The 20,585-nt window shown below is 64.6% G+C and carries 21 protein-coding genes and 2 pseudogenes; 11 read left to right on the top strand and 12 right to left on the bottom strand.

The genetic code is table 11. From position 1 onward, the window contains the following. Positions 1 to 198: 198 nt before the first annotated feature. From RF638_RS13800 to RF638_RS13780, 5 genes are all read left to right on the top strand, one after another. Positions 199 to 1,554: a glycosyltransferase family protein gene (locus RF638_RS13800; protein ID WP_095796322.1), complete on the top strand. Its 1,356-nt coding sequence runs from the start codon at positions 199 to 201 to the stop codon at positions 1,552 to 1,554. Further along, complete coding sequence (locus tag RF638_RS13795) at positions 1,541 to 4,084, top strand: glycosyltransferase family 4 protein (protein ID WP_095796323.1); 2,544 nt, start codon at positions 1,541 to 1,543, stop codon at positions 4,082 to 4,084. The genes RF638_RS13800 and RF638_RS13795 overlap by 14 nt, the downstream gene beginning before the upstream one ends. Then, complete coding sequence (locus RF638_RS13790) at positions 4,081 to 5,895, top strand: ABC transporter ATP-binding protein (protein ID WP_368842257.1); 1,815 nt, start codon at positions 4,081 to 4,083, stop codon at positions 5,893 to 5,895. Before RF638_RS13795 ends, RF638_RS13790 begins: the two co-directional genes overlap by 4 nt. Beyond that, positions 5,892 to 7,277: a phosphotransferase family protein gene (locus RF638_RS13785; RefSeq protein ID WP_368842256.1), complete on the top strand. Its 1,386-nt coding sequence runs from the start codon at positions 5,892 to 5,894 to the stop codon at positions 7,275 to 7,277. The genes RF638_RS13790 and RF638_RS13785 overlap by 4 nt, the downstream gene beginning before the upstream one ends. A 187-nt stretch (positions 7,278 to 7,464) precedes the next feature. Further along, complete coding sequence (locus RF638_RS13780) at positions 7,465 to 8,355, top strand: phosphotransferase family protein (RefSeq protein ID WP_368842255.1); 891 nt, start codon at positions 7,465 to 7,467, stop codon at positions 8,353 to 8,355. A gap of 64 nt (positions 8,356 to 8,419) precedes the next feature. Here the strand turns inward: RF638_RS13780 and RF638_RS13775 are convergent, their stop codons facing one another. Beyond that, the gene (locus RF638_RS13775; RefSeq protein ID WP_368842254.1) at positions 8,420 to 9,034 is read right to left on the bottom strand and encodes an SRPBCC domain-containing protein; all 615 of its coding nucleotides are present in this window, start codon (positions 9,032 to 9,034) and stop codon (positions 8,420 to 8,422) included. 123 nt (positions 9,035 to 9,157) lie between these two features. On the opposite strand from RF638_RS13775, the gene ychF reads away from it, so the two are divergent. From ychF to RF638_RS13755, 4 genes are read left to right on the top strand one after another with little or no spacing between them, the layout of a single operon-like run. Next, positions 9,158 to 10,243, top strand: a complete 1,086-nt coding sequence (ychF, locus tag RF638_RS13770; RefSeq protein WP_368842253.1) for a redox-regulated ATPase YchF — start codon at positions 9,158 to 9,160, stop codon at positions 10,241 to 10,243. Positions 10,244 to 10,276: 33 nt separating this feature from the next. After that, positions 10,277 to 10,558, top strand: a complete 282-nt coding sequence (locus tag RF638_RS13765) for a type II toxin-antitoxin system RelE/ParE family toxin (RefSeq protein ID WP_044496366.1) — start codon at positions 10,277 to 10,279, stop codon at positions 10,556 to 10,558. Continuing rightward, complete coding sequence (locus tag RF638_RS13760) at positions 10,545 to 10,847, top strand: HigA family addiction module antitoxin (RefSeq protein ID WP_095796343.1); 303 nt, start codon at positions 10,545 to 10,547, stop codon at positions 10,845 to 10,847. Before RF638_RS13765 ends, RF638_RS13760 begins: the two co-directional genes overlap by 14 nt. Next, the gene (locus RF638_RS13755; RefSeq protein ID WP_095796344.1) at positions 10,844 to 11,668 is read left to right on the top strand and encodes an alpha/beta fold hydrolase; all 825 of its coding nucleotides are present in this window, start codon (positions 10,844 to 10,846) and stop codon (positions 11,666 to 11,668) included. Before RF638_RS13760 ends, RF638_RS13755 begins: the two co-directional genes overlap by 4 nt. A 651-nt stretch (positions 11,669 to 12,319) precedes the next feature. Here the strand turns inward: RF638_RS13755 and RF638_RS13750 are convergent. The 8 genes and pseudogenes from RF638_RS13750 to RF638_RS13715 form a co-directional block, all read right to left on the bottom strand. Then, positions 12,320 to 13,447 carry an FAD-binding oxidoreductase gene (locus RF638_RS13750; protein ID WP_193554326.1) on the bottom strand — a complete coding sequence of 376 codons (1,128 nt, stop codon included), beginning with the start codon at positions 13,445 to 13,447 and terminating at the stop codon, positions 12,320 to 12,322. A 142-nt stretch (positions 13,448 to 13,589) separates the two neighbouring features. Continuing rightward, on the bottom strand, positions 13,590 to 13,892 hold the full coding sequence (locus RF638_RS13745) for a putative quinol monooxygenase (RefSeq protein WP_094450912.1): 303 nt from the start codon (positions 13,890 to 13,892) through the stop codon (positions 13,590 to 13,592). A gap of 251 nt (positions 13,893 to 14,143) precedes the next feature. Continuing rightward, positions 14,144 to 15,361, bottom strand: coding sequence for a hypothetical protein (locus RF638_RS13740; RefSeq protein ID WP_368842252.1), 1,218 nt, complete (start codon positions 15,359 to 15,361; stop codon positions 14,144 to 14,146). Positions 15,362 to 15,482: 121 nt separating this feature from the next. Continuing rightward, a pseudogene (locus RF638_RS13735) lies at positions 15,483 to 15,665 on the bottom strand (integrase core domain-containing protein); the annotation flags it as partial. 16 nt (positions 15,666 to 15,681) lie between these two features. Beyond that, positions 15,682 to 16,752: an IS110 family transposase gene (locus tag RF638_RS13730; protein ID WP_368630164.1), complete on the bottom strand. Its 1,071-nt coding sequence runs from the start codon at positions 16,750 to 16,752 to the stop codon at positions 15,682 to 15,684. Positions 16,753 to 16,953: 201 nt separating this feature from the next. Next, on the bottom strand, positions 16,954 to 17,364 hold the full coding sequence (locus RF638_RS13725; RefSeq protein ID WP_368842251.1) for a DDE-type integrase/transposase/recombinase: 411 nt from the start codon (positions 17,362 to 17,364) through the stop codon (positions 16,954 to 16,956). Then, positions 17,297 to 17,545 (bottom strand): IS3 family transposase, encoded by a 249-nt coding sequence (locus tag RF638_RS13720; protein ID WP_368842250.1) that lies wholly within the window; start codon positions 17,543 to 17,545, stop codon positions 17,297 to 17,299. The genes RF638_RS13725 and RF638_RS13720 overlap by 68 nt, the downstream gene beginning before the upstream one ends. 199 nt (positions 17,546 to 17,744) lie before the next feature. After that, positions 17,745 to 18,029 carry a transposase gene (locus RF638_RS13715; protein WP_016997267.1) on the bottom strand — a complete coding sequence of 95 codons (285 nt, stop codon included), beginning with the start codon at positions 18,027 to 18,029 and terminating at the stop codon, positions 17,745 to 17,747. 856 nt (positions 18,030 to 18,885) lie between these two features. On the opposite strand from RF638_RS13715, the pseudogene RF638_RS13710 reads away from it, so the two are divergent. Then, positions 18,886 to 19,008, top strand: a pseudogene (locus tag RF638_RS13710) (transcriptional regulator); the annotation flags it as partial. A 69-nt stretch (positions 19,009 to 19,077) separates the two neighbouring features. Here the strand turns inward: RF638_RS13710 and arfB are convergent. Both arfB and RF638_RS13700 read right to left on the bottom strand, forming a co-directional pair. Continuing rightward, a complete protein-coding gene (arfB, locus tag RF638_RS13705; RefSeq protein WP_368842249.1) occupies positions 19,078 to 19,521 on the bottom strand; it encodes an alternative ribosome rescue aminoacyl-tRNA hydrolase ArfB in 444 nt (147 codons plus the stop codon). Between the two features lie 100 nt (positions 19,522 to 19,621). Next, a complete protein-coding gene (locus RF638_RS13700) occupies positions 19,622 to 19,951 on the bottom strand; it encodes a hypothetical protein (protein WP_095797544.1) in 330 nt (109 codons plus the stop codon). Positions 19,952 to 20,048: 97 nt separating this feature from the next. On the opposite strand from RF638_RS13700, the gene RF638_RS13695 reads away from it, so the two are divergent. Beyond that, positions 20,049 to 20,165 carry a hypothetical protein gene (locus tag RF638_RS13695; protein ID WP_368630100.1) on the top strand — a complete coding sequence of 39 codons (117 nt, stop codon included), beginning with the start codon at positions 20,049 to 20,051 and terminating at the stop codon, positions 20,163 to 20,165. A 288-nt stretch (positions 20,166 to 20,453) separates the two neighbouring features. Here RF638_RS13695 and RF638_RS13690 read toward each other — a convergent pair. Next, positions 20,454 to 20,585 (bottom strand): integrase core domain-containing protein (locus RF638_RS13690; protein ID WP_368842268.1); only part of this gene is annotated, 132 nt, incomplete at its 5' end.

Below are 20,585 nucleotides of genomic sequence, written 5' to 3'. Positions count from 1 at the left end.
TCACGCGTGACAAACGTCATGGGTGCGCCCTCGAATGTGCCCGCGATGCTGGGCCATTGGCCGGTAGGCAACCGACGGGTAACACATGAGAACTTTCTCATGAACGTCTCACGTCCGATTCACACCCGATTCTTAGTCTTGGGCTATCAGGACAGCCGTCGGCGGATTCACCAGCCGGCTCGAACGTGAGGTAAACAGATGGACACTGCAGATCACTCCCAGGAGTTGCGGATCGCTCTCTACTCACACGATTCGTTGGGTCTGGGCCACACCCGCCGTAACCTCGCCATCGCGCAGGCACTGTCCGACGCGCTGCCCGAGCTGACCGGTCGCAAGCTGTCCGGGCTGCTCATCACCGGCGAGCGCACAGCCACCTCCTACCGCTGCCCCAAGGGATTCGACTGGTTGGTCGTCCCCGGCATCCGTAAGAAGAGCGGTAGGTACGAGGCCCGTCACCTGGGCGTCAAGAGCGAGCGACTGTTCGACATCCGTTCCTCCGTGATCGGTGGCGCGCTGGATGCCTTCCGCCCGCACATCGTGATCGTGGACCGTCACCCGTTCGGCATCGACGGCGAGCTGATCAAGCCGCTGCGGGAGCTCAAGGCCGTGAAGCCGGAGACCACGTTCGTCCTGGGGCTGCGCGAGGTCCTGGACGCTCCCGAGGTTGCCGCCGAGGAATGGAAGCGCGTGGGCGTGGAGTCCGTCACCGACCTGTTCGATCGTGTGTGGGTCTACGGGGACCGCGACATCCACGACCCGCTGGCCACCGGCGAGCTGCCCGCGGAATTCGCACCGATGGTCGACTACACGGGCCTGCTCTCGAGCGGTCGCAAGTTCAGTGGCCGCCACAACGCGACCATCAAGCCGTTCGTGCTCACCATGCTCGGCGGCGGTTCCGACGGCGTGAACGTGGCCAAGGCCGCAGCTGCGGCTCCCGTCCCGGCCGGCGTGCAACACCTGGTGGTGACCGGCCCGCAGATGCCCTCCGCCGAGCGCCACGAGGTGGAGGCCGTCGCAGGACCGTCCACCAAGGTCACCAACAAGGTCTCGGACGGCATGTCGTACGTGGCCTCCGCGGACGCCGTGGTGTCGATGGCCGGGTACAACACCGTGGCCGAGACGCTGTCCACGGACACCCCCGCGCTGTTGGTCCCGCGTACCACCCCGCGCACGGAGCAGATCATCCGCGCTCGTGGGCTGGGGGAGACCGGGGCCATTGATTGGGTAGATCCTTCGGAAGCCACCAGCGAAACCATCGGTCAGTGGTTGGCGGAGGCCGTGGCCAATCCGGCCATCCGGGAGAAGCAGCGCGCAGCCCGCGAGGAGCTCGGGCTCAACGGGCTGGACCGTGTGGTGGACCTGGCCGCGGATCTCGCGTGGTTGACCGATAAGTCTGTAGCACCGCTGCCGGTTCCGGACGCCAACATCGTGGCTGGCTATTCTTCAAATGCAGGGATTGCCGCAGATGCCGATCCCGCGGGGGTTACCCGCAACGCGGTGACCGTTCCGGCCCACTCGTTCGAAGCAGCAGGAGTCAACCATGCAGCAGTCTGAGTCCGCCACCGCCCGCCCGGCGCGCAAGACCGCCTATGTGCTCAAGGTGTACCCGCGGTTTTCTGAAACCTTCATTGTCACCGAGATTCTCGCCCGCGAAGCCGCGGGCGAGTCCCTCGAAATCTTCGCCCTGCGCCCCACCTCGGACACCCGGTTCCACCCCGAGATCGCGCGCGTGCAGGCGGCCGTGACGTTCCTCCCCAAGCCGTACAAACTTTCTGACGCCTGGGCGCTCTTCGCCGACGCGACCGCCACGATCCCCGGTTTCGCCCGCCGTTATGCTGAGCTGCTCCCCGAGCTGGCCACCTACGACGCCGCCGACGTCCACCAGGCCATTCACCTCGCGTGCGAGGTCGCTCGCCGCGGCATCACGCACTTGCACGCCCACTTCGCCACGCTCGCGGGTCAGACCGCCGAGGTCGCCGCACTGTTGGCGGATATCGAATACTCCGTGACCACTCACGCCAAGGACATCTTCCACGAGTCCGTGGTGCCCGCCCGACTGGGCCGCACCTTGGCGCGCTCGCACCACGTCATCACGATTTCCGAGTACAACCTGAATCACTTGGCTACCCAATACCCGGACCACGCGGACAAACTGCACCTGGTCTACAACGGGCTGGAACTGGAGCGTTTCCCGTACGCGCCGCCCGCTGCCGTGAATGGCTCCCGGCCGCTGCGGATTGCCGCGGTGGGCCGCATGGTGGAGAAGAAGGGGTTCTTCGACCTGGTCGCCGCCGCAGGCAGGCTCGTGGCACAAGGGATCCCGATAGAGGTGCGCATCGCCGGTGAGGGTGCTCTGTTCACCCGAGTTCAGACCGCGATCGACATTGCCGGGCTCGGTGACGTGATCACCCTGCTGGGCGCTCGCACCCAACAGGAGGTCCGTGACCTGCTCGCCTGGGCCGATGTCTTTGATGCGCCCTCCATCATCGGTGCGGACGGCAATGCCGACGGCCTGCCCACCGTCTTGCTCGAGGCCATGGCCAGCGGCGTTCCCTGTGTCGCCTCGACCGTCACCGGTATTCCGGAGGCCATCGAACACGGTGTCACCGGATTCCTGCACACCCCCGGCGACGTGGACGAGCTGGTTTCCGCGCTGGCAACCATCGCTGACCCGTCCTTCGACCGCCAGGCCATGGCCGCCGCCGGTCGCCGCCACATCGACAACCGCTTCGACTCGCATTCCCAGGCCCGCACACTCGTGGCCCTGGAGGACGGTCGGTTCGAAGACGTCGTCGAACCCGCCGTGCCGTCCGTTCCCCGGACGAGCGAACGCGCCGACGCCGCGACCACCCCGCCCGTCATGGACCTGCAGGGCAAGCGCATCGCGTACGTGTGCGTGGACCCGGGCATCCCGGTGTTCGGGACCAAGGGCGCCTCCGTGCACGTGCAGGAAGTGGTGCGGGAATTCATCCGCCGCGGCGCGGACGTCACGATTTTCGCAACCCGCACCGGGGACGACATGCCCGCGGACCTGGACGGCGTGGAGGTCGTCCACCGGCCCATCAAAACCAAGGAGACCGCCGAGCGCGAGGCCGCCCAGCACGCCGTCGGCTCCGAATTCGCGTTCCAGATCGCCGCCGGTGGCTTCGACCTGGTGTACGAGCGGTACTCCTTGTTCTCGACGGCGCTCGCGCAGGTCGCGCCCGCCGGTATCCCCGGCATCCTGGAAGTCAACGCGCCGCTCATCGACGAACAGCGCACGCACCGTCACCTGGTGGACGAGAAGCTGGCGCACCGCGCGCTCGTGGAACAGACCTCGGCCGCCGCGCACACGATTGCCGTCTCCGCCATGGTCGCGGACTGGGTGGCCGGAACCACCGGGGGAGCGGACGTCACCGTGGTGCCCAACGGGGTCAACACGGATCGCATCGCTCCCGGCGAGGATCCCCTGGAACACGACCGCCCGACCGTGGCGTTCGTGGGCACGCTCAAGCCGTGGCACGGCGTGGAAACCCTGGTGGAGGCCGTGGCACTGGCCCGGCAGGACTGGGACCTGCGCATCATCGGCCACGGACCGCAGGGGGAAACCCTGCGCGCTCGCGTGAAGGACGCTGGGCTGCAGCACCGCGTCTCGTTCACCGGTGCTGTGACTCCCGAGGCCGTTCCCGGACTGTTGACCGCCTGCTCGATCGCCACCGCGCCCTACCCGGCCGTGGCCGCCGAGGACTCCTACTTCTCCCCGCTCAAGGTGTACGAATACCTCGCCGCGGGGCTTCCCGTGGTGGCCTCGGCCATCGGACAGATCCCGCAGATCCTGGACGGCACGGACGCCGGGGTGCTCGTGGCGCCGTCGGACGCGCAAGCGCTCGCGGACGCGATCGACGAGCTCGTGGTCGACACCGGACGCCGCGACGGAATGGCACGCAACGCGCGAGCCCTGGCCGTGTCGCGGCACAGCTGGTCCAAGGCCGTGGACACGATCCTGAGCGGCGTCGTGACCCAGCCCGCCGAGACCGCCGCTTCCGAGATCGAGAGCGCTCCCGAGACCGCCGCGGTCGCGGCCGGAGACGGCGGCGCACCGTGAGCTCAAAATCCAAGAAGGCGGGCAAGGTCGATCCCGGAGCCCTGCGCCGGACCCTCAAGATCGTTCGACCGCACCTGGGCGGCCAGAAGTGGCTGATGTCCGGTGGTATCACCGCGCTGCTGTTCGAGGTGGCCTTCCGCGTGCTCGAACCGTGGCCCACCAAGTTCGTGGTGGACGCCGTGACCGCCCAGCTGGGCGCGACCATCCCGGGTGCCCCCGCCGCCACCGCGAGCCTGCTGGTCGCGTGTGCCGCGGCGGTGGTGCTGATCGTGGGACTGCGGGCGCTGTCGAATTACCTGGCCACGGTGTGCTTCGCCCTGGTCGGATCGCGGGTGGCCACCAAGCTGCGCGCCTCGGTGTTCTCCCACGTGCAGTCGCTCTCGGACGGCTATCACGCCACGAGTAAGCGCGGTGACCTGGTGCAACGCCTGGTGGGTGACGTGGGCAAGCTGCAGGACGTGGCTGTGACCGCGGGTCTGCCACTGATCGCCAACGTGATCACGCTGCTCGTCATGGCCGTGGTGATGTTCGTACTGGATGCCCGTCTGGCCTGCGTGGTGGTGCTCGCTGCGATCGCCTACTGGGTGACGTCTCAGGGCTCAACCACGCGCATTACCGAGGCGTCTCGCCGGACCCGTAAGGGCGAGGGCCAGTTGGCCAACATCGCCCAGGAGTCCTTGGGCGCGATCGGCGTGGTGCACGCCTACAGCCTGCACGGTGAGATCAGCAAGAACTTCTCCGGCTCCAACATGAAGACCCTCAAAGACGGCGTGCAGGCCAAGAAGCTCGCCGCCGGACTCGAGCGCCGCACGGACGTGATCGTGGGTGTGGCCACCGCGCTCGTGCTTGGCGGCGGCGGGTGGCGCGTGGTGCAGGGCGGGATGAGTCCCGGTGACCTGGTGATCTTCCTGACCTACCTCAAGACCGCAATGAAGCCCCTGCGCGACCTGGCCAAGTACACCGGCCGCATCGCCCGGGCCACGGCCTCCGGTGAACGCATTGCCGATGTCCTGGACGTGCCCGTGGACATCGGTGACGATCCGAACGCCAAGCCGCTGGCCTACGCTCGCGGCGAGCTGGCACTGCGCGACGTCTGGTTCGGCTACAACCCCGGCGATCCCATTCTGCGCGGTGTGGACGTGGAGATTCCGGCGGGTCAGCGCGTGGCCGTGGTCGGTCCTTCGGGTGCCGGTAAGTCCACGATCAGCAAGTTGTTGCCTCGACTGATCGATCCCGATCAGGGCAAGGTCTGCCTGGATGGCACCAATATCCGCGACATCACACTGGAGAGCCTGCGCTCGCACATTGCCCTGGTGCCCCAGGAGACCGTGCTGTTCTCCGGCACCATCAACGACAACATTCGCTACGGCCGCTTGGACGCCACCGACGAAGAAGTGCAGGAGGCCGCTCGTCGCGCCTACGCACATGACTTCATCTGCGCGATGCCCGAGGCCTACGACACCTACGTGGGCGAGCGCGGCGGCACCCTGTCCGGCGGTCAGCGTCAGCGCATTGCGGTGGCTCGTGCCCTGCTGCGTGATTCGCCGGTGGTGGTTCTGGACGAGGCCACGACGGGACTGGACCCCGCGGCGACGTCGGCGGTCCTCAAGGCAATCGATCACCTGACCGTGGATCGCACGACCGTGGCCATCACCCACGATGCGCACCTGGCGCTGGACGCGGACCGTGTCTTGTGGATCGAGAACGGAAATATCGAACTGGACGGTACTCCCGCCGAACTCATGACGGAACACTCCGGCCGGTTCGCCGCGTGGGTCAAGACCCAGCGCAACGCAACGGAGGTCTCATGAGCCAGGCACTGAAAACACCCGTCCTCAATGCTCTGTATGCCCGGCCCGGCTCGGAATCGGATGCCCGTTCCCTTGCCACGCTGGTCGCCAACACGGGCATGGCCCAGCCGGTCATCGAGCACCTTCGCTTCAAGCCGGAGACCTCCGCGGTGGCGCGGATTGTCGACGCCGCTCGCGACCGTTCCGGGGCCGCAAGCCAGCCTTGGTGGTTCGCCGCGTACGCCCCGAGCGAGACGAACAAGGCCGGCAAACTGCTCAAGCGCGCTGACCAGACCGGGTACCCGTTGTTCACCGCGCTGCTGCCGGACGATCCGCGTACCAGCGTGTTCTGCGGGCCGATCGGCTTGGACCGCATGTTGTTCAAGGCGCTTGCGGAGATCAAGGCCGTGGACCCGCGTGGGCAGGTTGACGGGACCGTGCTCAGCTACAACCCGTGGCGTCGTGTGGTGTTCAAGCGCGCCGGCGATTCCGGCGAGTCTTCCGTGGTGCGCGTGTGGGCGGAACCTCCCGCCACGGCGCCGTTGCTGTCGGCGTTGCATCAGCTCGGTGCGCCCGTACTGCCGGTGACGGGGATGACCCAGCACAGCATCGAGCAACCGTGGATCACCGGGGGAGATTTCACGGAACGGCTGGCTGCAGATGTTGCGGCGACGGGCGGCGCGGTGTCGGGCGTGACGACGTCTGATTCAGGCGCAGCGGGCGACAAGGTCTCCGGTGGTTCGGCGACCGGTGCTGCGGCAACGGTAGCGCTCTCGCCAAGCGATCTCTTGCCGGCGGTGGCTGAGGCGGTCACCCGGCTGCACAACATCGACCCGGCTGCGTTGGTGTCCATGACGCAGGAGGTGCTGCACTCGGGCATGCCCGGGGCACTCGGCCAAAAACTGGCCGTGCCGGGCGTGAATCCTGTGACCGCCCTGCAGGGTGCGGCCAACGGGCTGACATGTTTCCTGGCAGATTTGCGGGGTCGATTCGAGACCGTGGCCGACGACGTACTGCGGGCCATCGCCGAGAATCCTGGCGCCGCGGTGCTCTCCCACGGGGATCTTTCCGCAGATCAGGTGGTGCTCGGGGAAGACGGCGCGCCGCTCCTCATCGATTTCGACCGCATGAAGATGGCACCCATTGGTTACGACCTGGGTGATTTCGCGGCCGTGGAGCTATTGAGTGGTCGCGATTCATCTACTGCGATGGCCCTGGCTGAGGCGTATCGTCGTGTACCCGGCACGGGGGTGGTCACGGACGAATCCGTGCGCGCGTGGACGGCGTTCCATGTGCTTTTGCGAGTGACCGAAGCGTTTCGCAATCTGGATCCGGATTGCGTCAATCACGCACGGCAGCGCGTTGATCTCGCGCACGCCGTGCTGCGGGGCAAGGTGGAATGACATGACGGGGATAGCGCCCCAGCGGGCGCCGGGGGCGGAGCACTCACAAGCTCCAATGCAATTCGATATCAATGGTGAACGATTAATTGTGCGTCGCTCATGGCCGGGGAAAGAGGGGGAACGGATTTATGAGTGTCGCGATTCGCTCCAGCGGATTCGCGCGGTCAAGGAGGACCCCGAGTTCGGTGTGAAATTGGCGCCGTACGCCAAGGACCGCAAACTGCCGTCGCTGCAGCCTGGTGGCGATCTCATTGTTCATCGGGCGGGTAAACGCGCCGTTGAACGGACATCGCGGGGTTTCGTCAAGCACTTGCGCGCCGGTAAATCCGCCGACGTCGCCGCGGCCACCACCACGATGGGCGCGCTCGCCGGGGCAGCGGGGTTCTCGGTGCCGGAGGTACTGGAGACTACCGAGCATTCGGTGACGCTGAGCACGGTGCCCGGCCAACCCATGATGGAACTGGAACAGGACTGCTGGGAACTCGCGTGGGACGAGTGGTCGGCGGCGTGGGCGCGAATGGCCCAGAGCGACGTCCGCGGGTCCGAAGAGTGGCAGGTGCACGACGCCGCGGCGGAGGCCGACGTGGTTGCTACGTGGTTCGGGAACGTGCGCGAACACGACCCGGGCGAGCTGGCCGATCGATATGCGGATCGTTTGACCGAGGTCGAGGGGCGAATCCGGGAGGCGCTGCTGACCTTGGACGAACCCTCCCGGGGGAGTGCGCGAAGCGAGCTCGTTCCGGCGCATCGCGATCTGCACGACGGGCAAATGCTGTTCGACTGCGGTAACCGACGCATGGGACTGCTCGATTTCGACACCGCTGTACTGGCCGATCGTGAGCTGGACTTGGCGAATCTGGACGTGCATGTCGACCTGCGGGTGATGCAAGGGCTGCTCAGCGAGGACATGGCCTACGTGGCGCGGGTTGCGATTGCGGAGGCGGCGCGCGCGGTGGGGGCCGATGCGCACCGCATGGAGGTTTACGGTGAGGCGACTCGGGCGCGGCTGGTGTGCGTGTACGCGTTCAGGCCGCAGTGGATCCCGGTCGCGGAGCGGTTGTTGGATCAGCTGGGTTGAGTACTCTCCGTTGGGCCTCTATAGGTGGCGTTGATGTATCGGTCGATTGATCCGAAAGCCTGACTTACTCCGTGCCTTTGTAGAAGGCGGCGGTTTTGATGGCCTGCTGCTGGGCCTGATTTTCGTCCGCGCCGGACTGGACGTAGGCGGTTTTCCAGGCGTCTGCGGCGTCGTCCGTGTAGGTGTGGCCCTCGGTCGAGCCCGCGAAATTGCACAGATCCTGGAGGATGTCGCTGGACGCGGCATTGAGATGCAGCGCGAGTGACACGAGGCTGCTCTCCCAACCGATTCCCGTGGCGGCGGGACCGTAGGTGCGCCAGTGGTCGTTTTCTTCCATGGTGTGGCGAATGGTCAGGTGAGTGCCGCCCTCCAGTGGTTGCAGGGTGACCTGAACGGCGCTTTCGTCGCCGTCGTACTCCCAGGTGATGTTCACCGATCGTGGGCGGTCGCAGCGTTGGATGGTGCCTTCGGTGCCGCTCTCGGTCAGTTGGTAGCGGCCGCCTTCGATGAGTTCGCCCTCGGTGGGTTCGAACCATTTTTCGAGGCGTTGCGGCTGGGTGATGGCGTCCCAGATCTCCTCTGGGGAGGCTTCATAGATGTGCTCCAGTTGCACGGTGTGATGGGACCCCTGGGTCGTCACGGTGCGGGTCACTCCGGTGATGAGTTCTGCCAAGTTCACGAGGTGCCTCCAAACAATTGGTGGGCGGCGCCGCCAAGGCTTGGAGCGGCGTCGTTATGACCCAGTATTCACGTGTGTCCGGTGGTCTGCGAGTGTCTGTGGGCGGCGGTAGACTGTCCTACCGTGGCTCTTACTATTGGAATTGTCGGTCTTCCCAACGTCGGTAAATCAACGCTGTTCAACGCGCTCACGCGGAACACGGTGCTCGCCGCGAACTATCCGTTCGCGACCATCGAGCCGAACATTGGTGTGGTGAACCTGCCGGACCCGCGCTTGAACGCGCTCGCCGAGATCTTCGGCTCGGAGCGCATTCTGCCCGCGACCGTGTCCTTCGTGGACATTGCGGGCATCGTGAAGGGCGCGTCCGAGGGTGAGGGTCTGGGTAACCAGTTCCTCGCCAACATCCGTGAGGCGCACGCGATCGCCCAGGTGGTGCGCGCGTTCGACGACCCGGACGTGATCCACGTGGACGGCAAGATCGACCCCGCCTCCGACATGGAGACCATCAACACCGAGCTGGTGCTGGCCGATCTGCAGACCATGGAGAACGCGATCCCGCGCCTGGAGAAGCAGGTCAAGATCAAGAAGGGTTCGCCCGAGCAGCTCGCCGCCTACCAGGCCGCGCAGAAGGTGCTCGAGGAAGGCCGCACGATTTTCGAGGCTGCCGGCCCCGAGAAGCTCGAACTCGATCAGTTGCGCGAGCTGAACCTGTTGACCGCTAAGCCGTTCATTTACGTGTTCAATGCCGATGAGGGCGTGCTGGACTCGCCCGAAAAGCAGCAGGAGCTGTCTGATCTGGTCGCGCCGGCGCAGGCGGTGTTCCTGGATGCGAAGCTCGAGTCCGACCTGGTGGAGCTCTCCGATGAGGAAGCGCGCGAGATGCTGGAAATGTCCGGACAGGACGAATCCGGCTTGGACAAGCTGGCCCGCACCGGTTTCCAGACTCTGGGTCTGCAGACCTACCTCACCGCCGGCCCCAAGGAATCCCGCGCCTGGACCATCAACAAGGGCGACACCGCACCCAAGGCTGCCGGGGTGATCCACACGGACTTCGAGCGCGGCTTCATCAAGGCTGAAGTCGTGTCCTTCGACGACCTGGTTGCCGCAGGCTCCATGGCTGATGCCAAGGCTGCGGGCAAGGTGCGTATTGAGGGTAAGGATTATGTGATGGCTGATGGGGATGTGGTGGAGTTCCGGTTTAACGTATAGCGTTAATGACGCTCGCCGTTATATACTGGTTCCGTGATCAGATCGTTCGGCGACAAGGAGACCGAACGGCTGTGGCGTCGTGAACGCGTGAGGTCGATTGATCCGAGGATCCATCGAGTCGCATTGCGCAAGCTTCGTCAGGTGGGGTCCGCGGAGTCCATCGAGGACCTCCGTGTCCCACCCGGCAACCGCCTCGAAGCTCTCAAGGGCGACCGTGCCGGGCAGCACAGCATCAGGATCAACGACCAGTGGCGGATCTGCTTCGTGTGGACCGCCGCCGGACCAGAGGAGGTGCAGATCGTTGACTACCACTGACAAGATCGAGCCGATCCACCCGGGCGAGGTGCTCATGGAGGACTTCATCGAGGGCTTCGGCATCACGCAGAACAAGCTCGCCGTATCCATCGGCGTTCCGCCGCGACGGATCAACGAGATCGTGCACGGCAAGCGAGGGATCACCGCAGACACGGCGCTGCGGCTCGCGAAGTACTTCGGCACCTCGGCCGAGTTCTGGATCAACCTGCAGAGCCATTACGAGCTTGACCGCGCCGAGGACGCAGCAGGTGAGCAGATCGCGGCGATCGCGCCGCTGCAGGTCGCGTGACCAGCTGCGTCGTGCAGCGCCCCGGAGGCGTCTGTATCGCCGTCACCGACCTCGGCGGCGACGGCCCTGTCGTCGTGCTGCTGCACGGGCTTGCCGGGAGTTCGAGGGAGTTGCTGCGCACGGCGCGAGCCTTGCAGGATCATCGGGTCCTGATCGTGGACCAGCGAGGGCACGGTGCGAGCACGCGGCTTCCCGATGATCTATCCCGTGACGCCTTCGTCGGCGACGTCGTGGCGGCGATCGAGGAGCTCGCCCCAGGACGTCGAGCGACGCTCGTCGGGCAGTCGATGGGAGCCCACACTGCTTTTCTCGCAGCAGCAGCGCATCCAGACCTGGTCGAGGGGCTCGTGATGCTCGAAGGTCATGTGTCGGGGAGCGACGATCCGCGCGAGGCTGCTGGTCTCGGCGCGTACTTCGCGTCCTGGCCGGTTCCGTTCCGGGGAGAGGCCGCTGCCCGCGAGTTCCTCGGTGATGACGCGATCGTTGATGCCTGGGTGGCGGATCTCCAGTCGACGGATGATGGGCTCGTCCCGCGTTTCGACTCCGCGGTCATGCAACGCACGATCGAGGCTGTGCATGAACCGCGCTGGGACGAGTGGGAAGCTCTGCAGGTTCCGACGCTCGCGATTTTCGCCAAGCACGGGATGTTCAGCGATGCCGACAAGGACGAGCTGATCCGGCGCAGGTCCGAGACGGTCAGAGTCGATCTCTCCGGCGGCAGCCATGATGCGCACCTCGACGCCTTCGACGAGTGGATCGACGTGCTTCGCCGCTGGTTATCCCGCGATCAGGCCAGCGACTCGCGGACCAGTGTCCGCTGAGGTTGGTAGCTGCGGCGACGTGGTCGAGTTTAGATTCAACGTGTAAAGCTGCAAGTCACGATCGATTTCGGGCGCATTTCGGGACTGCCGCATGGATAGGTGGCATCTTGACCTGATCGTGCGGCAGTCCCGTTTTTCTTGCCGCATGTGTAGATGGCGTGGGCTAGCTTCCAAAGGCCCGCACCGATTTCTGGTTGCGCTGACCCCGGCGCGCCCGCGCTACGATGCCGGCACAGGAACGACCCCGCTGCCTGCCCTGGACCTCCGTGGTTCGCCGGCGGCCGACGACCCGGACGGAGCGCAGACCATTACCGGCACCGCCTTCGGCATGCTGCCCATCCTTCCGGACTCAAACAGCAGCGGCATCAAACCCGGGCCGATTCACAACCTGACGGCTAGGTCCGAACCCCGCACTGCGACGCGGTTTCATCATCCCGCGCCGGGTCGCACCGCGAGCGGATCCCGCAGCAACGGATCCCGCTGCGGCACCTCCGCGTACCGATCCTCACGATGAAGACACCCCATGACAAGGTGGTTGAGCCTGTGGCTGCTGTCCAGCCGCGGCTTTTGGGCTGACCTAGGGCGGGCTGCCGTTGTCCTCGACGAGGAGACGTTTACCCATTGAGTGCGTCCGTTCTGGGGGCAGGCGAACTATCGCAGGGCTTCGCCGAGGCGAGCGGCGGGCGTGAGGTCGGCGGCGAGACCGCCGCCGGTCGCAGCCCGGGCAAGAGCGCGACCCAGCGAAGGTGCCTGCTTGAACAGATTGTGACCGGCCACAAAAATGACAGAGTCTGCCTCCCACACGGCCACGCCGTCCTCGCTCCATGGGAGGTCGGTCACCCAGCAGTGAAGAAAGTCGCGCGGCTCTGGGTGGAGACCGGGCAGCGCCCGTGTCACGTATTCGCGCGCGCGTTCGTCCAGCGATCGAATCGCCGCAGGGTCGATGAACGTTCCGTCGTCGCGGACGCCGACGGTGTCGCTGAGTCCGACCGAATAACTGCTGTTGCCCGGTAGCGGCGTCGCGTACACGCCGACTTCGCCGAAGACGCCGCTGCTGTCCTGCAGGCACGCGACTCGTGCCGGGGCGGCGGCTTTCACGTCGAAGGTCAGCCGGACGTGTGCGGCAAGGCGAACCGGCAGCGACAGGCCGACACTGCGGGCCAGGCGGGCGGTTTCGCGGCCGGCGCACACGACCACCTTGGAGTAGACAGCCCGGTCGGTGACGCTGCGCACCTCGACCGTCCCATCGCCGCGGGGATCGATGGAGATGACCTCTGCGGTGGTGACGGCATCTGCGAGAGCACCCGCGAGTGCCGTGATCGCGGCGCGGGTGCGGATCGCGCCGCCCGACTCGTCGAGCACCGCTGGCCCCGAGTACCCAGCGAGCAGCGGCATTCGCTGGGCGAGCTCGGCTGCATCGATTTCGTGCGCTTCCACGCCGCCGACCTCGTCGAGCACCCGCAGCCGCGCCAGGGCGCTGTCGCCGATCGCCACGACACCGTCTGATGAGACCAGCTCGACGTCGAAGTGTTCGGCCCACTCATCCCATACACCGCGGCTTTCGCGCGCGAAAGCGACGAGTCGCGGGTCGTCGTGGGCATGCCGGAAGATCCGCGACTCGCCCGCGGACTGACCCGCTCCGGGCAGACCGGCCTCGTACAAGCGCACCGGCACGCCCTGCTCCCGCAGCGCGTACGCCGTCGACAGACCGACGATCCCGCCCCCGATCACTGCTACCTCGGGTGAACGCGTCGGGGCAACGTCGTCAGTTCCTGTCATCGCGGTTCCTCGATCTGTTAGGGATGTGAGATAGACCTCAAAAGTAAGGGGCCGCTGCCACGACGTCAACGGGCTGTGTCAGCCCGAAGTCACCGCGCGCAACGACTCCTCATGTCGGGGTTAGTACTCCCGGTCTGTGGTGTCAGGCGGGAAGTTTGGAGCCCAACACGTCGAGCTTCTCGATCGTCGGTTCGGAGAACAACGCACCGGTCTGCTCGCCGAGAGCTACCGCCACAGGGCCGGACAGGTGAGCGTCACGTCCGGCGTCATCGGGGAACACGTCGAAGATCCCGAAGGAGGAGGGCCCGAGGCGGATCGCGAACCACGCGGTGGTCGCCGGCTCTTCCTCAACAAGCGCACGGCCGCTGTCAAGGAACTCCTTCACGTCGTCCTCCTTGCCGGGCAACGCGTCAAACCTGACCAGCAATCCCTTGGTCACGCTCATGATGTCTCCTCTTCCTTTGTCGTGGTGCCCGTGAGTTGGGACACGATCGCCTCGGAGAACACTAGCAGGTCCTTCCGGCGAGCGGCAGAGAATCCCGGCCGATTCACTATGGCTATGGTGATCGCTTCTATGTCGTACGAAAAACGAAAGTATTAGCTCGTTGAGGGATCCCTCAGCGGGCATTCATTCGGGCAGGGCTTACGTACGCCAAGAACTTCAGCCGCACCATCCACCGCCGACCTATTGCCTCCTCAGTGGTCCGGGCCTGCATCGGAGTCCTCTGCACGAGATGTGTCGTCGTTCTGCGCCGCGTCGTGGACCGCGCTGTCATTGTTCTCTGCGCTGCGTGAGCGGCGCCGCGCCTCGCGCCGTTTGCGCTCCCGGTAGCTATAGGCGGCCTCGAGCACCGACTCTTCACTTTCGAAGCCAGACCCAATCGCACCCGCGATCGTCGCAGCGGCGGTCGCGAACAGGGTCACCAGGAGATACTCGCCCAGTCCGTATTCGCCTCCGGCGTACTGGCTGAACACCTCCGGAGTGAAAACGATCAGCGCGGCAGTCAGGTTCAGGACGAACAGCCCCGCATAGCCGCACGTCAGCCCAATAGCGAGGGTCAAGACAGTCGACGCGTTGAACAGCACCGTTCGTTCACGTTCCTGCGGCGGCAGATCTTTGGCTCGTTCCCAGAGTCGGTGATAGACGATGAGCCAAGTGATCATCACCGTAATTGAGGCAACGACGACGGCGACCAGCTGCCACGCTGCCATGGTGAGTGCGAGTTCCCACAGCGTGGCGTTCAACAGATAGAACGCGCTGAACGCGAACGCTCCCACCAGCGCCCCTCGGAGACCGGAGACCAGCCGCCACGGACGATTATCCCGGACCATTCCCACGAGCAGCCGCAGGCGCCCGCGGTTCGCGAAGATACGGACGTCGACCCCGTCTTGGTCTGGGGTCGTCCACTCGAAGGCGCCGCCCAGAGCCGGGACCCGCGACCGCCGATGCGCCTGGGACCCGTCCTTCAGAATGGTCCCGCCGCGCATGTCCCCAATGACCTGTGTCACCACTTCTGACACTCGCCTTCGTAGGCTCATGGCCCCGAAGGCCGGCAGTGAAACCACCGCCACGTTCCGACTGTGGTCGGCGTCAGCGACGACGGGGCGCCGGTCGATCATCAGTGGGAGGTCGGTCACGCATACCGCGAGGTCCCAGCCATGTTCCCGCTTACGCTCGGCTGCCAGGTCCATCATCTCAAACTGCTTCTCGTCACTGGGAGGCAGCCTCTCTCGGTGCACCTCTACTCTCCAGTGACCGTCAGAGAGCTGCTCGGCGAGTAGGCCAGGCAGTTCCCGTTCGAGATGCTTCGCGACTGTCAGGGTGGTGGCGACCGGATCGGCCATCACCCCGACCACTACCTCCCCCGTCGGGCTTTGCGTCGTCCCGATGGGTTCACTCTTGTGAGTCGTCAAAAGTCGACTCCTTCCGCGTTGTCAGTTCGCGTGCTCCTATCGGCTTCTCCGAATCGGCCCGGGTTCTCTGCCGCTGCTTTGTGGGTGCGGGCTCTCGGGTGAGGGCCTGATAGTGGAGCGTTTCGAACTCTACCGGGGTGAGCATCCCGAGGGTGCCGTGGAGGCGGCGGTTGTTGTACCACTCGACCCATCCAGCGGTCGCGTACTCGACGTCTGCGAGAGTCCGGTAGGGACCGGGGTGGAAGACCGTGGTTCGGATGCACTCGGTCTTGAACAACCCGTTGATGGTCTCCATGAGGGCGTTGACGCTCCTATAGTTGTCAACTCGCGATTTCACCGGTGCGGGGGTTGACCTTAATGAGGTGGTAGACCTCGCGAATGACGTAGCGCTTCAAGCAACGGATGATGTCTCGCTTGCTCTTGCCTTCAGCGGTCCGACGCGCGACGTAGGCGATGGTCGGCTCATGGAACCTCATCCGGACGATCACGGTGCGGTAGATCGCGGCGTTCAGCTGCCGGTGCCCACCATGGTTGATGCGATGTCGACCGCTGGTCATCCCGGACCCGGTCGGGACGGGGCTGATACCGGCGAGCTTCGCGAATGCGGCTTCGGAGTGGATCCGCTCGGGATTGTCGCCGGCGACGATCAGGACCTCGGCTGCGGTATCGACGCCGATGCCGAACTGCTCCAGCAGTTGCGGTGCGGTGCGATTGACGAGCGCCTCGATCGACGCCCGGAGTTCCTTGGCTTCGCTGTCCAGGTGCTGCCATCGGCGGGCCAGGGAGCGCAGCGCATGGCGGAGAGAGTCTGAGGGCGTCTCGAGGTTCCGAGGGCGCAGTGCTGCGAGGTGGCGAGCGAGCTTGATCGGCGTCATCCGGTTCGTCTCCCGGCGCAGTGTGTCGTCGGCGTGGACGAGCAACGCCTTCATCGAGATCATCGCGGCGGACCGATCGATCACCGCCGAATCGTGCGCGATTTTAAGCTGCCTGATCATCTCGACGCTGCTGTCCGCGGTCTTCGGGATGACCGTCGCGAAGCCCGCGAGCACGGATCGGGCGGCGTTTTCCGCGTCGAGGGTGTCTGACTTCCCGTTCATGCGCCGCTGGCGGCGGTCAGGGCGTCCTGCTTCGACGACCTTGTGTCCGTGTCGGCGCAGGAAGGAAGTGAGGGTGGCGCCGTAGGAGCCGGTGCCCTCGATGCCGAACGCGACGATCTTCCCGAACGAGTCCGCCCAGGTGAGAAGCTGTTTGAAACCGCCGGTATCGGTGGGAACGGTGAGGGTAGCGAGGATGCCGCCGATGGTGTCGAGCACCGCGGCGACGTGGATGTGCTTGTGGGTATCGACGCCGATGACGACGTGCCCGGAGTGGATGGTTTCGAGTGTGCTCATCGTGCCTGTCTCCCTTGACGGTTAGCGTGGTCTCACGCTGTCGCCGGCGGGTGGACAGGACTGTCACGGGGACGCTCTCTACATGCTGCTCCAGGCTCCTATTAGGTCACGCCCGATCCGGCGGCATCGCTTGCTGCGTGCCCGGCCGGACGGTCGACAGATCAACGCAAAGGCACCCTGCGGGCCAATCGTAAGCAAGGGTCAGACCGCGTCGGCCGGGACTCCCCAATCCTTGCGGAACCGGGTAGAAAGAGACTGACAGTCGTAACTGTCTCCGACGGAGCCCACACTGGCTTGCACACCGGCTTCGCCCAGGTGTTCGGTGTAGCGAATCGAGACGTATTGGCTGCCCCGATCGCTGTGGTGCACCAACTGATCCAGCGCCCGATCCTGTGCCGTGCTCAGGGCGTGTTCCAATGCTTCCAAGAGCAGCGCTTCGGTGCGCACGTGGCCCTGGTCGCCCATCCCACAATCTGCGACGGAGAACACGTCGGTGATGAAAGCGGTGTAGCAAAACCCACTGGTAGTGCGCACATAGGTGATGTCAGCAACCCACAACCGGTTCGGCCCGGTGGCGGTAAAACACCGATTGACCAGATCCCCCGCGTGCATCGGCGGCCTTCGAGACGACGGTGGTTCGTGGGCAGCGACCTCGAACCACACCGACCAACCCGGCCTTACGCATCAAGCGTGCGCACTGGTCACCTCCGATCTGCCAGCCTTCCCGGGCCATCGCATGCCAGATCTTCCGGGCTCCGTAGACGCAAGTAATAGTCCTGGTGGATCCGGGCAATGACTTCGATCAGCTGCGTATCACGAATGGCCCGGTCGCTGGCCGGCCGCGTTTTAGCGGCAAGGTAGCCGCGGGAAGTGATGAACCCACACTCTGTGGCACCCAGGGTGCGACAGATTGGTGTGAGCCCGAACTGATCGCGATACAGATCAATGAACGCGATCATCTCGTCGTGGGTCGGGAGGACTCGGCGTCCGAGTTAAGCTGAGGCCGACTTCAGAATCTCGTTGGCCGCCACAGTTGGCGAGTTCTCACGTTTGAGTCGGCGGATCTCGGCCTGGGCGTCGCTGGAGACCCCCGGGCATTTACCGGCGTCAATCTCTGCTTGTTCTACCCACCGTCGCAGCGTCTCTACCGCAATGTTCAGCCTTGGGGCGGTCTCTTTGATCACCACGTACCGACTAGGAGCATCATCGTGTTCCAACCGATCAAGGCCCATCCGCACCGCACGGGCACGAAACGGCTCGAAATACTTCTGGGGCATGGGTCCAATCCTCTCAATAACGGACCGGAACAATACCCAGGACGGTTCAGTGGTCATGTTTTGTCATCCAGATGTTGCTTGACTAGGGAAGTTGGTGGGGTATTGGGTTGAGGTATAACGGGGTGACCGCTGGAGGCCCGAAATGAGCGAGTTATTCAGATCGATCAAACGTGCTTGGGGTAATTTTGTGGGCCCTGAGGCGACACGTGTGGATAACTGCATTGCCATTGGCTCCGCTGTCATTGGACTGATCGGAGCCGGGCTGCGGGCTAAGCGACGTGGGGCAAACGGAAAAATTGCAATGATCATGGCCGTAATGGCAGCTGATCTGGTTGGCGGAACATATGTCAACAACACTCGTGCCTGCGTCCGATGGTACGAGCGCGCGGGCCAGGGAACTATGGAACATCTGACATTTGCTGCCTTGCATGTACATCCGGGTGTGGTGGGTTGGGCGGATCGAAGTTTCCGTGGTGTACGTCCAGGGGTTGTGTGGGCCGCGGCGCACTACAGCTACATGGTTCTATCTACTGCAGCCATCCGATCGTGCCCTTCGCAACGAAGAGTTCTTGGAGTGGCGCTGGCAGCCGGAGGTCTATGTCTCGACGGATCACTTGGGAGGTCGCCCGTAGCACCTTGGTTTGCATGGACCTACTACCCGAAACTCCTGATGGGCCATGCCGCCGGATCTCTGTGGCCCAACGAGAACCTCCAAGTGAGGTTTCGGGTTGACGCCTAGCCCTATTGGCGCGATGCCCCTTTGCATGACCAATTGATCAGATCGTTCTGCAGTCATGCCACTCAACGAATCTGGCATTCGCAGCACGTCAAGGGTGCGGGTTGTAACGTGCAACGTAAGCGCGGCAGCACCCCGGATACGGCGGTGCGGTTGGCCAAGTACTTCGGGACGTTCGCTGAATTATGGATGAACTTGCAAAGCCAGTACGAGCTGAGGCTTGAGCGGCGTGCTCTTCGATAGCGACTCGAGGGTATTGCTCCACTGCAAACGGCCCGATGGCGGGCCTACCGTAGAAGCTCCCGGAACCAGTCAATCGCCCCTCGGACGCCGCCGGGTCGCCTTGATCTCGGAGCGGCGTTGCTTGGTCGCGAGCCGACGGCGCACTGATCCGCGGGTGCGCCGGGTGGCCCGTCGGGCGGGCGGGGGAGGTGCCAGCGCCTCCCGAATGAGGTTTGCTAGTCGTTGCCGGGCGAGGGTCCGATTTCGGAACTGAGCACGCTGCTCGGAGGCCTCGACCATGAGGACGGTGCCGGAGAGCCGGTGCTCGAGGTTCTGAATCGCGCGTTGCCGTTGCGATTCGCTGAAAACGCTTACACGCGCGAGGTCGACGGACAACTGCACTTTGCTATCGGTCGTGTTGACCCCTTGCCCACCGGGGCCGGATGAACGAGCGAATTGCTCTGTGAGGTCCGCAGCGGGGATGGTTAGGCCGCTGGGGATTCCGGGACCGGGGGCAATGGTCAGTGCGTCCATGTCACGAACCCAGGTCTCGGTGATCTCGCCGGATTAGAGCCCATCGGGTTGTGCGCCCTTTCACCGCTCGCATTACATCAGTCATGACATCTACACACATTCAACTGGGGATCACTGGGCACTCGATGACTTCGATTGAGTTGCCATCGTGCAGGCCCACATGAGGATGGTCCTTGAACATTTGGGCGGCGGCATCGTGGGACGGTGCGTCTACGAGGGCGTAGGCAATCTTGGAGTCCTCGAAATCCTCAACGTAGGTCGAGGTGACTCGTTTCTTTCGATAGAGCGGCGAGCCTGGATCAAGGAGAGCCTCCTCGTGCGCCTGTGCCCAGGTGGCCCACGCAGTCATGAACTCGCTCTGCTGCTCATCCGTGAGTTGGTCCTTGTCGGGGTCGGCGCCACCGTGGAGAATCGCGAGGAATTTGCCCATCAACGAAGTATATGTTGTGACGTCTGGGCCACCTTGGTGCGTCTGACTGACGACCGGACAGGCGCACCCGAGCGTGCCGTGGTTGTTGATCAAGCGCATGCGTGATTGCTTAGCACATCATTGCGAAGGCACCGATTATGGAGCTATTTGGGACACCTTGGTCTTTGACCTGCCCACGATTCGTGACTACGTCGAGGCGACATTGAGGATGTGACTACGCACCCTTAGAGCATGCGACTTCCCTTGCCTGCGAGCATCTGTTCCGCCAACTCGCGAGCATATGAAGGTTCTGGTTTCCAGCAGACGGCGATCTCCCACGCGAGAGCGGCTGGCAATGCCTCAAGGTCGACGCCGTTCGTGCCAGCGGGTGCCGAAAGTACCGATCTTGCCGACGCGGCATCGGGTCGCTGAGGCCAGCCTTCCGCGCATTGGTGGACCCGTGCGAGTTCCCGGCGGATTGACGTGGCCTCATGATGAGTGGCGTGACGGCCATGCGGGCGGCCTAGTTGTAAGAGGGCGTGACGTTGTTGACACGGGCTGGGGTGTGTGAGGCCGGGGGCTGCTCGCCGCAGGCGGTATGGGGTCGGTGGTAATTGTAGTGATTGACCCAGACCGCCACCGCGGTGCGTCGGGC

It is taken from the genome of Kocuria sp. CPCC 205235, assembly GCF_040980905.1.
In the GTDB taxonomy this organism is placed as follows: Bacteria; Actinomycetota; Actinomycetes; order Actinomycetales; family Micrococcaceae; genus Kocuria; species Kocuria carniphila.
Note: the sequence above shows the minus strand (reverse complement) of the source record. Positions and strands in the feature narration are given on the sequence as shown.